Annotated in this window: 11 protein-coding genes; 3 read left to right on the forward strand and 8 right to left on the reverse strand. The window is 50.1% G+C overall.

The features are described from left to right. Nucleotides 1-398: 398 nt before the first annotated feature. Entirely contained in the window at nucleotides 399-731 is a 333-nt protein-coding gene (locus tag C3B51_RS22535) for a hypothetical protein (protein WP_125719277.1), read from the reverse strand. 97 nt (nucleotides 732-828) lie between these two features. Continuing rightward, entirely contained in the window at nucleotides 829-1,290 is a 462-nt protein-coding gene (locus tag C3B51_RS22540; RefSeq protein WP_125719275.1) for a nuclear transport factor 2 family protein, read from the reverse strand. A gap of 237 nt (nucleotides 1,291-1,527) precedes the next feature. Here C3B51_RS22540 and C3B51_RS22545 point away from each other — a divergent pair, with 237 nt between their 5' ends. Then, nucleotides 1,528-2,445 (forward strand): DMT family transporter, encoded by a 918-nt coding sequence (locus C3B51_RS22545; protein ID WP_125719273.1) that lies wholly within the window; start codon nucleotides 1,528-1,530, stop codon nucleotides 2,443-2,445. A 53-nt stretch (nucleotides 2,446-2,498) separates the two neighbouring features. Here the strand turns inward: C3B51_RS22545 and C3B51_RS22550 are convergent, their stop codons facing one another. The 4 genes from C3B51_RS22550 to C3B51_RS22565 all read right to left on the reverse strand — a co-directional run bounded on the left by C3B51_RS22550 (nucleotide 2,499) and on the right by C3B51_RS22565 (nucleotide 7,957). After that, entirely contained in the window at nucleotides 2,499-5,645 is a 3,147-nt protein-coding gene (locus tag C3B51_RS22550; RefSeq protein ID WP_130246464.1) for an efflux RND transporter permease subunit, read from the reverse strand. Between the two features lie 11 nt (nucleotides 5,646-5,656). Continuing rightward, a complete protein-coding gene (locus C3B51_RS22555; protein WP_130246465.1) occupies nucleotides 5,657-6,820 on the reverse strand; it encodes an efflux RND transporter periplasmic adaptor subunit in 1,164 nt (387 codons plus the stop codon). A 192-nt stretch (nucleotides 6,821-7,012) separates the two neighbouring features. Continuing rightward, nucleotides 7,013-7,366, reverse strand: a complete 354-nt coding sequence (locus tag C3B51_RS22560) for a hypothetical protein (protein WP_125719267.1) — start codon at nucleotides 7,364-7,366, stop codon at nucleotides 7,013-7,015. 108 nt (nucleotides 7,367-7,474) lie between these two features. Next, the gene (locus tag C3B51_RS22565; RefSeq protein ID WP_125719265.1) at nucleotides 7,475-7,957 is read right to left on the reverse strand and encodes a GNAT family N-acetyltransferase; all 483 of its coding nucleotides are present in this window, start codon (nucleotides 7,955-7,957) and stop codon (nucleotides 7,475-7,477) included. Nucleotides 7,958-8,157: 200 nt separating this feature from the next. On the opposite strand from C3B51_RS22565, the gene katG reads away from it, so the two are divergent. Then, entirely contained in the window at nucleotides 8,158-10,311 is a 2,154-nt protein-coding gene (gene katG / locus C3B51_RS22570; protein WP_130246466.1) for a catalase/peroxidase HPI, read from the forward strand. Between the two features lie 43 nt (nucleotides 10,312-10,354). On the opposite strand, the gene C3B51_RS22575 is transcribed toward katG, so the two are convergent. After that, on the reverse strand, nucleotides 10,355-10,816 hold the full coding sequence (locus C3B51_RS22575; protein ID WP_046006359.1) for a YaiI/YqxD family protein: 462 nt from the start codon (nucleotides 10,814-10,816) through the stop codon (nucleotides 10,355-10,357). A 74-nt stretch (nucleotides 10,817-10,890) separates the two neighbouring features. Then, nucleotides 10,891-12,774 (reverse strand): methyl-accepting chemotaxis protein, encoded by a 1,884-nt coding sequence (locus tag C3B51_RS22580; RefSeq protein WP_125719261.1) that lies wholly within the window; start codon nucleotides 12,772-12,774, stop codon nucleotides 10,891-10,893. Nucleotides 12,775-12,864: 90 nt separating this feature from the next. Between C3B51_RS22580 and C3B51_RS22585 the strand changes: the two genes are divergently transcribed. Then, nucleotides 12,865-13,758: porin (locus C3B51_RS22585; protein ID WP_130246467.1), on the forward strand; the 894-nt coding region annotated here is incomplete at its 3' end.

The raw sequence follows: 13,758 nt of genomic DNA on the forward strand, positions 1-13,758 counted from the left end.
TCAACTAGAAAATTTAATTTTCTTAATTAAGCTTTCCGTTTGGCTTTCCCTTCACTTGGCTCGTTGCTTTTGTGCGTTCTACTTCGTAGCGAGCACCCCGTGTCGGTGGATGCGCATTATAGGGAAATCGAAAATCAGCGCAACCCCTTTTTTGAAGAAAAGAGAGAAAAACGGCGCGTTCGGACAAAATTTATACCAAACCAGGTATTTTTCACTAAAACCAGGTTGAATTGGATTCGATATGAAGTAAAAGAGAGATATGTAGAGCTGCCCAGCGGTTAATTAACGGTACTAGCAGAGACCATATAGGAAGGGGGTATGTCGAAAAACACAGAAGTGTGTACCACTACCAAAGACTTCTTAACGACATAGGTCAGTTTCTTTTATGATGCGCTCGACTAACAAACCGCATCATAAAAGTATCGCTTGTGCTTTTTTGCTGAAACACCGGACTGTTCTACTTCCATCATATTATTGTCATCAAGACAGACCTGAAACTCATTACATCCAGTCACTGCACTTAAAGGCATAACCAGTTTAGGGTTAGACCAGGAATCACCGAAACCAACTTCCAGTTCATGGAGGTCCTCAAATTCAGCTGACAACTTATAGGAAGAGCCCGGAAAGATCTGCGTCAGTGTAAGCGCTTTGATCTCTCCTTTTTGACATAGAAATGCAAAAATTGGCTTTGATGTTTTGTTTTCGTATGTAACGGCAATATTAGTAATCACGTCGGCATTCTCTGAGTGAATAATCTATGTGCAAACTATAGATTTCTGACAGATAAAAGCAATTACGGGCCATTACAGTGCGTACCCTTATCCTACACTAGTTACTGGCATGCCGCCTGAGCTGATTAAACTGCCATAACACATTGAGGATCTGCCAATTACCCGACTTGTTCTTATATAGATGCATATAGTCAACCCATTCATCCGCTACCAGTTTGACTGTGGCAATACGTCCTTCTATATCCAGTATTTTCACTTCGACCTTTGGCTGCTTTACAAAGCGATCGCCCGACAGATTGTATTGCGCAGCAAGTTTCACCAAACCGGATTTGTCTATAGACATAATAAACTCCTTACCAGCTTTATCCTGCCAGTATGTCCGTTTTATCAGTCCATCATCTGTGACCTGTGCCATTAATTCTGGCCTGACTTCTATTTGTGCTATCAGATAACTCTTAGCTGCATATTCTATGGCTTGCTTCTCGCTGTCTGTATTGGCAAAACTGTGCCCAGCACCCAAAGAATAAATGAGTATAAAAAGTCGAACATATGTCACCATAGCTGGCTCCCTTGTGAAGAGTGTGTTGATACCGGCTGCCAAAAGTGACAACCATATCGCTAACCTTAATCTTGCCAGGACATTACACAACTTAAGGTTTTCTGAATTTAAGAATTAGATAATTAAAACCTTTAAGTTCAGAATGGTAGATAAATGCTTACAAATTATCGCCCCATTTTTAGCTAAATTTGCTACGCTAGCGAATCAAAAATAACGACTTAAATTGAAAGGACTATCATGTCGACCACAACGTGCCAAGACCAGCCCAACGACTCCCCTATCTTACTTGCGCTGATCTGTGCCATGCTTTTTTGGGGCATGAGCTGGATCTCCGGGAAAATAATCGCCGACGTGGCTCCGGCTCAGGTCACGGTATTCTACCGATTGTTTCTGGCTGCTATCAGCATGCTCCCGATTATGTGGTTAATGAACAGACTCAAGCTACTGAACCTGCGATATGATAGACGAGCGCTTATCTGGTCATTGCCCGCAGGCATATTGCTGGCAGTATACAATGAGTTGTTTTTTCTCGGGCTGGCCGACGGACTCCCTGGCAAGGGCGGTATGCTGGTCACGACCTCAAATCCTGTGTTTACCTTTATTCTGAGTGCCGTTTTACTGGGCCAAGCCATTAACCGGCGTCAAGGCATTGGACTTGCACTCGGGCTGGGCGGCGGACTGTTGATGATTGAAATTTGGCATTTCAATCTGGAACAAATAATGGCGGCAGGTAACCTGTACTTTATTCTTGCTGCGCTGACCTGGGCCTTTCTGACATTAATCAGCCAGCGGGGTACCCGCTATGCGGATTTCATCACCTTTAGCACACTCATGTATTTTTGGGCCTCATTGATTAGTTACGGGTTTGCGTACGAGCACGCTCCGTTCACCAGTGCCGCACAGTATCCTGCGTATTACTGGCACCATTTACTCTTTTTGTCGATTGTCGTGGTGAGTATTGCCACCAGCGTGTTCTTTTTAGCGACGCAAAAGCTTGGTCCCAACCGCTCGAGTTCTTTTGTCTTCGTCGTGCCGGTTACCGCGATGGGATTGTCGGCCTGGTATTTTGGTGAGCGACTCAGCCTGGGGGTTGCAGTGGGTGGTGCTTGCGCTTTGTGCGCGGTCTATTTGCTGAATAAAAAAGCGTCGGGTTAAAATGTCAGAGGACAAAGCCGACCCTCAGATCGGCTTTGTGATTATCATCGCGACTAATTGGCGTCCTTATTTGAGTTTGTAGCACTGAAACGTTCAAATAAAACAGGCAGTACGAACAAAGTCAGCAAAGTTGAAGTAAACAAACCTCCGATAACCACACTGGCTAAGGGTTTCTGAACCTCTGCGCCCACACCCGCTGATAACAAAATTGGCATGAGTCCCAGTGCGGAGGTAAGCGCAGTCATCAATACCGGGCGCAACCTTGAAGCGGCCCCTTCTTGAATTGCCGTCGCTCTGTCTTCTCCTGCGGCAATGCGCTGATTAATACTCTCTACCAGTACCACCGCGTTTAACACAGCAACACCAAATAAAGTAATAAATCCTACAGACGCCGGAACTGATAAATATTGCCCGGACAGGTATAAAGAAAAGACGCCACCAATCACCCCCAGGGGAATGCTCAGCATAACCAGGGCCGCCTGGCCTGGCGAATTAAAGGTCACGAACAGCAGTAAAGCCATCAGCAACAGGGCACAGGGCACGACCAGTGCTAATCGCTTTTGGGCACGCTGCTGGCTTTCAAACTGGCCTCCAATTTCAATACTGTAGCCCGGCGGCAGTGATAATGCGCTGTCCATCTTCGCTTTAATATCCGTAACAACACTGCCCATATCTCTTTCAGAGACATTGGCTTGCACAACAATTCTGCGCTGCACGTCATCACGACGGATCTGTACCGGACCTTCGGCAAACTCAACGTTTGCCACTTCTTTTAAGCTGACCCAGGCACCAGTGGGTGACAACAGCCTGAGAGATTCAATTGCAGCGGGGTTACGCCGGGCCGGTTCAGCCAGCCTGACGTAAATGTCATACCTTTCATTGCCATTGACTATCTGGCCTGCTGCGCTGCCCCCTAAACCACTACTGACCAGCTCCATTACATCATTAACGGAGAGCCCGAAACGTGACAACGCCTGCCTGTTCGGTGTGATCACCAGTTGCGCCTCTCCGCTTAACTGCTCCAATGCCACATCCGTGGTGCCCGATACTGCCTTTACCAGGTGCTCAAGTTCTTCTCCTTTTTGCATCAACACCGCCAAATCGGGTCCGAATAATTTAATGGCAAGCTGAGCCTTAACGCCTGACAGCAGCTCATCAACACGCGTTGCTATCGGCTGAGAAAAGTTAAAAAGTAAACCCGGATGAACCGCTAACGCCGCTGCCATTTTTTCTTGCAAGGCAGCGCGTGTATGGGCATTTTTCCACTGCTCAACAGGCCGCAGCCCGATGTAGATTTCGATGTTACTTACCGGCTCAGGATCGCCCCCCAGCTCAGGGCGGCCAATACGGCTCAATGCATAAGTAACTTCCTCAAATTCCAATAACGTTTGCTCCAGTTTAGGTGCAACCGATAAGGCTGTATCCAGGCTAGCAGAAGGTGCCAGCGTTACACGCAAGTTCAGGGTCCCTTCCTCCAGCTCCGGAACAAACTCAGTGCCAATTTGCGTCAACGTGTATACCGCGAACATAAACAGCGCCGAGATTGCACTAAGGAGTGCTTTGCTGTGGCGCTGCGCCCGAATCAGTAACTGACGATAATACGCTTCAACCCTATCTAATACCGTATTGCGCCGCGCCGGTTTGCGGCTTTTCAGCAAGTAGCAGGCCAAGGGCGGCACGACCAGCAAGGCAATGACCACGGCGCACACCATGGCCAACATAATGCTGGTTGCCATGGGCACAAACAGCTTGGCCTCAACGCCCTCGAATGAAAATAAGGGCAAAAAAACCAGCAGGATAATTGCAGAGGCAAAAAAGATAGGCCTAGCAACATCCCTTGCAGCTAAGCTCACCAATTCATTAAACGGTCTGACGGCAGTGCCGGGTGATGTCGACGACTGAGCGTGTCGTTGCAAGATACGCTCAACCATAACCACGGAGCCATCGACCAACATACCTATGGCTACCGCCAGCCCACCCAGTGACATCAAATTGGCCGACATGCCCATCACAGACATCAGCCCCAAAGCCAGAATGATGGCCGCAGGTACCGAGAGTATAACCAGTATTGCCGCACTCAGATTAAGTAAGAACAAGACCAGCACCACGGCAATAAACACAAATGCCAGCAATAGCGCCTGGGCGACTGTGCTCACGGCCTTGTCGATCAGCATGCTTTGATCGTAAAACGGCACAAATTTAACCCCCTTCGGCAAGGCCCGGTTAATCTGAGTCACTTTGTTGTTGATCCCGTCAATGGTCGCTTTGGTGTTGGCCCCCATACGTTTGAGTACAATACCACTGACAACCTCCCCCATCGACCGCTGTTTACCAGCGTTGTCTCGCCGGGTCATGGTTACTGCCCCCTGACGAATTTCACCTCCCAGTTTAACCTGTGCAACATCACTCACCCGCACTACAGTGCCATTATTTGTCTTGACGGGCACCTGGCGAATTTGCGCAAGGCCTGCTTCACCACTTGCAAACCAGCCAACCCCTCGGATCACCAGTTGCTCCTGACCCCGCTCAAGATACCAGCCACCAACATTACGGTTATTATCCATCAGGGCTTGCTGAACCTGCGCCTGGGTGAGTTCGTAGGCCAGTAAACGTGCAGGATCTACATCCACCTGATATTGCTTAACCTGACCACCAAATGAAAGCACGTCGGTCACCCCTTCTACCGGCATCAGCAAACGTTTAACCACCCAATCATTAAGGCTTCGCAGCGCCATCTCGTCAAAATCCGAGCCGGGCTCTGCCACCAGCAGATATTGATAGACCTGACCCAGCCCGGAGGTATTGGGGCCCATATCCGGTGTTCCTACGGAATCCGGGATCAGTGAACGGGCGGCCTGGAGCCGCTCAAACACCAGCTGTCTGGCAAAGTAAATATCCGTACCTTCCTTAAACACCACAGTCACCCCGGACAATCCGGTTTTCGACACTGAACGCACCTGCTCAACATCCGGTAGCGCGTACATCACAGCTTCAATGGGATAAGTGATCAATTGCTCCACTTCCTGCGCGGCCAACCCAGGCGCTTCAGTATTAACAGCAACCTGAATATTGGTCACATCCGGAAAAGCATCCAGATCCAGGCGAGGTATTTGCCATAATGCCGCCGTCAGAGTCATAAGCGCCAGCAATAACACCAGAGCACGGTATGCAATTGCACCTTGAATGAGTTTATTTAGCATCTTTCGCGCCCTCAGTGGTTGTGTGGATCAAAGCCACTTTTGGCCAATTCGGAAGCAACAAAGAATGCCCCTTCAACAACCACCCTGGCGCCAGTTTCAATCACCTGCGAGGACGATGTAGGCTCAATAATGACCCTATCTCCTATCTGCTTGTTGCGCAGCACAGGAGTGGCAATAAACTCACCCGCCTCATGTTCCACAAATATCTGCCACTGGCCGTCAGCGCCCCGTACCAAGGCTGATTCAGGCACCGCGATAACCGCTTTTGCGGTGTTAAACATAAAATATGCACTGACGAACATCCCCGCATGTAAGGTATCGTCCGGGTTGTCTACCTCCAGGCGAACAACCCGGGTACGCGTCAGTGGATCCAGGGTATGCCCCTGCTGGATCACCTTTGCCGGATAACGCCGAAGATTATGTTCAATCTCAACGGGGGTGCTGGTATCAATCGGGCTTTGCTGTGTAGCAGCCAACCTGACTTCGACCCACAGGGACGATTCATCGGCAAGTTTCATAATCGCCTCTCCAGGCTCAAAGCGCTGGCCCTGAGCAAAATTATCCGCCAGAACAATCCCGCCACGCTTTGCAGTCAAAGTGTATAAGCCCAGCGACTGAGTCTCTTGTAACTGGCTGACATCAGACTGGCTCATCCCCATTGCAAATAACTTACCCTGTGTTGCCTTAAACCGGGCTTTGGCTTCAACCTGCTGATTTTCACTCAGGCTCGTATCGGTTAATTTTGCGAACCGCTGCCACTGGCTGGCAGCAATAAGATAATCTGCCTGCGCCTGCGCCATATCCTGGCTAAATAGGGTAACCAGCTTATCGCCCGGCTCAACTATCTGGCCCAATACGGCATGACGGCGCTCAATCACAGAATCAATCCGCGGCGTTACCACATAGCTGGTGTAACTGTTGGCCTTAAGTTCGCCCGGTGCATACAGTGGCATGCGTTCATATGCTGGCTGGATTGTCTCCAGCTTTAGGTTGATCTTTGCTTGCTGGGCTTGATTAAGCAGCACACTTTGTGCGTGAGGCTGCGCAGCATAAGTAGCACCTGCAGGGCGGTGTTGTTCGGTATGGTTGTGGTCTTGGTCGGCACTTAAACCCGCATTGACCCTCAGTGATATCAGTAGTAATCCAGCTGCATAGCTAAAAATACGTTTGTTCATGGTTATCTAAACCTCTTAATTCGTGGCTTGTCACACATCTAAACTGTCGGCAAGCCACTGCCTGTTTGTTGCAGGCAAAAGGAGACTGACTCATTGCACCGCCCTGTTGCCACATAGCAACAGGCACACGGAAGCAATCCGTCAAACGACAAAAAATATGGCTGATCTGAATACGATCAGAGAGAAACAGAGTTAAGCAATGGGAGGTTTAAACTGAGATTCAATCCGTCGGCGAACCTGAGTGTCGCCGGGTAAAAAGGCGGGGTCACAATTGATAAGGCCGGACACCATAGCAAGCCGGGCTGACATCCAAATAGTATGACTGCCACTACAATGACCACAATGGTGACAGTCGGAGATCACATGTCCCTGCTCATCAAAAATAAGCCTGTCCGAGACAGAATAGTTGTCATCATGAACGTGCTTAGTTTGCAGGTGTGCCTGATCAGGTTGGTGAAAGTTGCCGGGATCGACAGCAGCAGTCACCGATTGCACGCCAATCAGTAACATCATCATTATGCTGAGCAGACCCTGTAGTAAACGCAACTTACCTTTCCACGATTGATTAAGTTGCCAGCAATATAGGCGGGCTAAGAGGCGATGTCAATGCTTCTTAATATCCTATCGTATTGATATAAAATAACATTATCACTTTTAGTCGAGCCATTTATACATGATATGACTATCAATGAAGCCCAAACTAGGATGACGATAAGCCCTTGGAATTGTTCCGATTATTTGATACCCCAACCTTTGCCACAGCTGCACCGCCACCTGATTACTGGCAACCACAGAGTTGAACTGCATAGCCAGGTAGCCCCGCGCTTTTGCCTCATTTTGCGAATGCTCACACAAGGCGCGCGCAACCCCTTTACCTCTTGCCTGGGTTGTAACCATATAGCCACAATTACAAATATGATCGCTCGGGCCCATCGCATTGGCTTTTAAATAATAGCTACCGAGGATCTCGTCTTCTTCTACCATGACATAGGCACAGTCTACTTTTTCGCACCACAGTGCATAGGCCGCTTGCTGTGACATGTCGGGGTCAAAAGCATAGGTCTCTTGTTGTTCAATCACCGCTTTAAAGGTTGGCCAGAAACGTTGAAAGTCGCTTTGTGTCATTATTCTTATCATTTTTTCTCCTGCTTCACGTCTAGTCTTATTCGAGCACTTGCCTGCGTGAAACCGCACTAGTGATCTCAATCAGCTTTTGTAGCGTATGAATTTCATTCAACTACACCATGTTTTGACTATAATTTATAGCCCGTCGCCTGATAACAGCCGTATTTGATCAGCGCAATCCAACACGCAGTGACTTGAAAGGAGACACAGCAATGCAAGCAAACGACCACCCTGGTACCTGTCCGATACTACATAACAGCCCCACTACAGAGCAAATGACCCAACCCAAGTGGTGGCCCAAAACACTGAACCTTGACATACTACATCAACACGACAGCAAAACGGATCCAATGAACCCGGACTTTTGCTATCGCGAAGCGGTAAAACATCTCGACTTCGACGCCCTCAAACAAGACCTTCATGCGCTGATGACCGACAGCCAACCCTGGTGGCCCGCTGACTGGGGGCATTATGGTGGACTGATGATCCGCATGACCTGGCATGCCGCCGGGACATATCGGATAGCCGATGGCCGCGGAGGTGCAGCTACCGGAAACCTGAGATTTGCACCGCTCAACTCATGGCCAGACAATACCAACCTGGATAAAGCGCGCCGTCTGCTTTGGCCGATTAAACAAAAATACGGTAACCGACTGAGCTGGGCAGATCTGATAGCCTACGCCGGCACCATAGCGTATGAGTCTATGGGGTTAAAAACTTATGGATTTGCGTTTGGCCGCGAAGACATCTGGCATCCGGAGAAAGACATTTACTGGGGCCCGGAATCTGAATGGCTGGCCACCAGCGACAGCGACAACAGCCGCTATCACGGTGAGCGGGAGCTACACAACCCTCTGGCCGCCGTAATGATGGGTCTGATCTATGTCAATCCGGAAGGGGTGGATGGCAAGCCCGATCCGCAAAAAACGGCCGAAGATGTGCGCACAACATTTGCCCGTATGGCAATGAATGATGAAGAAACGGTTGCACTGACCGCAGGCGGACACACAGTTGGCAAATGCCATGGTAATGGCGATGCAGAGGCGCTCGGCCCCGAGCCTGAAGGGGCAGCTCTGGAAGCACAGGGGTTTGGCTGGCTTAAAGACGGCGCGACTGGCAAACATGCCGTGACCAGTGGACTGGAAGGCGCCTGGACAAGCCAGCCGACCCGCTGGGACAACGGCTACTTTCATTTATTGCTCAACTATGAGTGGGAACTGAAAAAGAGCCCGGCAGGTGCCTGGCAGTGGCAACCCATCAATGTCAAAGAAGAAGACAAATACCCGGATGTTGCCGACTCACAACAACGCCACAGCCCGATCATGACCGATGCTGATATGGCGATGAAAGTTGACCCGGAGTACCGTAAAATTTCGCAGCGTTTTTATGATGATCCGGATTATTTCTCCGAGGTATTTGCCAAGGCCTGGTTCAAACTCACGCACCGCGATATGGGCCCAATGTCACGTTACATCGGACCAGACGTGCCAACAGAGACCAGCCTTTGGCAAGATCCGGTTCCGACCGGTAATACCAGCTACGACCTTCAGGCGCTCAGGCAAGCCATTGCGGCCTGCGACCTGAGTATCGCAGAGCGCGTTGCGACGGCCTGGGACAGTGCGCGAACGTTTCGCGTCTCAGACCGGCGTGGTGGTGCCAACGGCGCGCGCATTCGCCTGGCACCGCAAAAGGATTGGCCAGGTAACGAGCCAGCTCGACTGAATAAAGTGCTGGCCACCCTCACCCCCATCGCACAGCAACATAACGCTAGTCTGGCAGACACCCTAGTGCTGGCAGGTAACCTTGCTGTTGAGCAGGCCGCAAAAGCGGCAGGGTTTGACATTCAGGTGCCGTTTACGCCCGGGCGAGGCGACGCCATCGACGAGATGACAGATACCGAGGCATTTGCCGTCCTGGAGCCGCTGCATGATGCGTTTCGCAACTGGTTAAAAGCGCCCTACCAGGTGAGCCCGGAAGAGCTCATGCTGGACAAGGCCCAGTTGCTGGGACTCACAGCCCCGCAGATGACGGTACTATTGGGTGGCATGCGTGTACTCAACACCAATCATGGCGCCACGCAGCATGGTGTATTTACTGATCGGCCTGAAGTGTTAAGCAATGACTTTTTTGTCACGCTGACCGACATGCAATACCAGTGGCAACCTAAGGACGAGCACACTTATCAATTGATTGACCGCAACAGAGGCGAAGTGGCGTGGACGGCAACACGCGTCGACCTGGTATTCGGCTCTAACTCCGTGTTGCGCAGTTATTCGGAGTTTTATGCTCAGGACGATAACCGCGAGAAGTTTGTGCAAGACTTTGTTGATGTCTGGGCCAAAGTAATGCACGCCGATATGGCATAAGGACCAAACGACACCGACTCGGGGTGAGTCGGTGTCGATGGAATTAGGCTTTGTTTTGTTGCAACCAGCGGTCGAGGCTGTTGGCAAACTGTTGTTTTTCGGCCTGCCCCAGCGGAGGCGGGCCACCACTGACCATACCGCTGCTGCGCATGGTATCCATAAAGTCGCGAATATTCAGCCGGGAGCGGATGTTTTCCCGGGTAAATTCTTCACCGCGCGTGCTTAGCGCTAGTCCGCCTTTCTCTATGGCCTCTGCCGCCAGCGGAATGTCACTGGTGATCACTAAATCCCCCGCGTTCATACGGCGCACAATTTCGTTGTCGGCAACATCAAAACCGCTGCTAACCTGTAGCTTGTGAATATAAGGAGATGGCGGTGTTTTAATATACTGATTTGCAACGAATGTGACTGGCATCTGGGTTCTGGCTGCGGCACGGAACAAAATCTCGCGGATCACCACCGGGCACGCATCTGCATCTACCCATATGTGTTTCTTGTTGTCCAAAATTGGCTCATTTGTTTTATTGGCTATGCGGCAAGTGTACAACTTGCCGCAACCAAGCAAAAGCGTGAATTAAGCTAAAGCGTGAATTTAGATAGCAGCCCTTCTTGCTCATGGGCATGTTGCGCCAGTACTTTACTCGACTCATACTGTCGAATAGCGAAGCTCCCTACTTCTACGCTAATGTCGTTGATATTAGAGGTGTTTTTGTTGATTTCCTCAATCACCACACTTTGCTCTTCTATGGCCGTTGCAATTTGAATATTGCGGTCCATGATGTCTTTCACGGCCTCGGATATTTCATTAAGCATGCCCGTGGCTTGCTCCGTTTGCTCTACACAGAGCAAGGTTTTATCGCGACTACTGCCCATGGCGCTTTGGACCTGAATAGACGAGGCCTGGATCTGCTCTATCATCGACTTGATTTCAGTGGTCGACTCTTGCGTTTTGGTTGCCAGTGAACGCACTTCATCAGCAACCACGGCAAAGCCCCGCCCCTGCTCGCCTGCCCGAGCCGCTTCAATGGCGGCGTTCAGCGCCAGCAAGTTAGTTTGCTCGGCAATGCCGTTTATTACGGAAAGGATATTTTCAATACTCTGACTGTATTCAGCCAGCTGTGTACTCATTTCGTGTGAGGTGTTAATTTCATCCGCCAAAGCGCTGATCTCACCCCGTGTTTTCTGGAATACTTGCTGACCTTGTGCCGCTTTTTCATTGACCGAGGTAATGGACGTCGCCGCGTTTTGCGCACTACCGGCAATCTCACTGGAAGTGGTACTCATTTCGTGCATTGCTGTTGCCAGCCCCTCAATGTGCTGTACCTGCTCGGTCAGCTGAGAGCTGGACTGATTCGCCAACGTCCGGGCTTCATCACAGCTGGCAACCACCATATCAGCTCGCTGTTTCACGTCGGTTACCAGAGCATGTAAAGAACCCAAAAACTGGTTGAACTCCTGCGCCACCTTGCCGCATTCATCCTGATGTTTTATGCGTACGCGCTGGGTCAAGTCGCCGCTACCCGAGGCGATATTAGTGATCGCATCATTAAGATCTTTCAACGGTTTGAGTAGCTGAATTGCCAACGCACGGCTCAGAAACGCGCCTAGCAAAATGGCCACCACGGCCAGCACCAGAGTGCTCATAGACAATTCTCTCAAATCGCGAAATACCAGCGCTTTGTCGAGCAAAACCGCCAGATACCAGTCGGTACCGTATTGCTGCGACAAAGGATAGAAGTACAGCAGCTTGGCCTCCCCTTTTACCGTCACTTCTAACAAAGTTTGCTCTGCTGATTTATGCAATTGAGGAGATAAAGCACTAAGCGGCTTACCATTGAGCTTGGCATTTTGGTGAGACACGATGGTCCCTTTACTGTCGACTAAAAAGGCGTAGCCTGTACCATCAAAGTTGACTGCGTTAACGCTTTTGGCGATGGTATCCAGGCTGAGGTCGCCGCCAATGGCACCACGAAACTGGCCAGCAACATTGATGGGTGCTACGACTGAGAGCAATAGCTCACCGGTCGCGGCATCCGTATACGGGCTGGTAAACACAGTTTTGCCTTTGTCTCTGGCCAGCTTGTACCAGCCCCGCTCCCGAAAATCGACATCCGGCGGGTTTTGCCGGTTCGGATTGTTCGACCTTAAAATAGGCTCATTACTTAAGGTGCCAAACGACAGTAAAAAAGCCTCTTTAAAATACGGTGATTCAAGTCCTTTTTGAAACTGTTCCGGGCTAAAATCGGCTTCAATCTGGCTGCGCAACAATCTGATCAAAGCTGCTTTTTCGGCCAGCCAGTTGTCTATACCCAAAGCCAGTAACTGTGCGGAATCGCTCACATAAGCTGTGGTTTTTTTATTCATGGAATTGTTGACCAACCAGTAAGTGGTAATGCTGATCACCAGTATGATCACAAAGATAAGAAGCGCCGATGCCAAAGAGAATTTGCTGCGGATTTTCATATAATTTAGGCCAAATAAAATCACCCTTTGCCAAAGTGTTGTCTATAATTCGATTTATCGCAACTAACGCAACAAATTTGGTAATTTGCTATGAAAAACGCGATCTCCTCTGTGACTAAAGCCATCCTCGTCGCCCTGTGCGTACCGCTAACCTGCGCCCATGCTAACACTGAACGTGCTGTTACTATGGCCGATATTGAAGCACTCGAAGCCCAGCTTAAGGCCTTAAAAGCACGGTTTGAGCGGCAAAACCCGGCTATCTCACAACCGACACAAGACACTAAATCTGCCAGCGCAGCGGTGCCTGACAAGGCGCAAACAGCCCAGGCCCCTGCTGCGACCGTAAAATCACCACCCGCTGAAGAGAAGCGCCAATTGGATGTGTATGCGACCATGCGTCCTACTTATGGTCGGCTCGAAACCAATGGCGAAGACAACTGGGATGTTCGCGATGCCTTATCTCATGCCGGGCTCAAGGTAACACACGAATTTGATCAGGACTGGAGTGCGGAGCTGCATGGCGAATGGAGTATTGACGTTGCCAATGAAGGTAATTTTGGCCGCTCCCGGCGCGCCTATACCGCACTGAACACCCCGGTCGGGCGTTTTGGTATTGGCAAACAGCGACCAGCACAATATCTGTTTATTGCTGAGTACGTGGACATCTTCAACCATGCAAACAGCCCGTTTGCCTACGACCCCGAGAGCCTGTTCTTTGTCGACAACCTGATCAGCTACCGGCTCACGCCCGGACCTTTTACCTTTGTTGCGGTGGCCCAGTTTAATGGTGAATCGGGCAGTAACTCTGACGACTTAGTCAATGTGGGCCTGAGCTATGATGCCAACGACTTACATGCCGCGATCACTTATCAGCAAAACGATGTTTATGCTGACGATGTTCAGCTTGGAGACAATAACCTCTGGGCGACTTCGCTCGCTTATCAGTTTACTCCCCGCTTCTATGCCTGTCTCTTGATCACATTT

The sequence above is a fragment of the Pseudoalteromonas rubra genome, assembly GCF_004212645.1.
GTDB classification, from domain to species: domain Bacteria; phylum Pseudomonadota; class Gammaproteobacteria; order Enterobacterales; family Alteromonadaceae; genus Pseudoalteromonas; species Pseudoalteromonas rubra_G.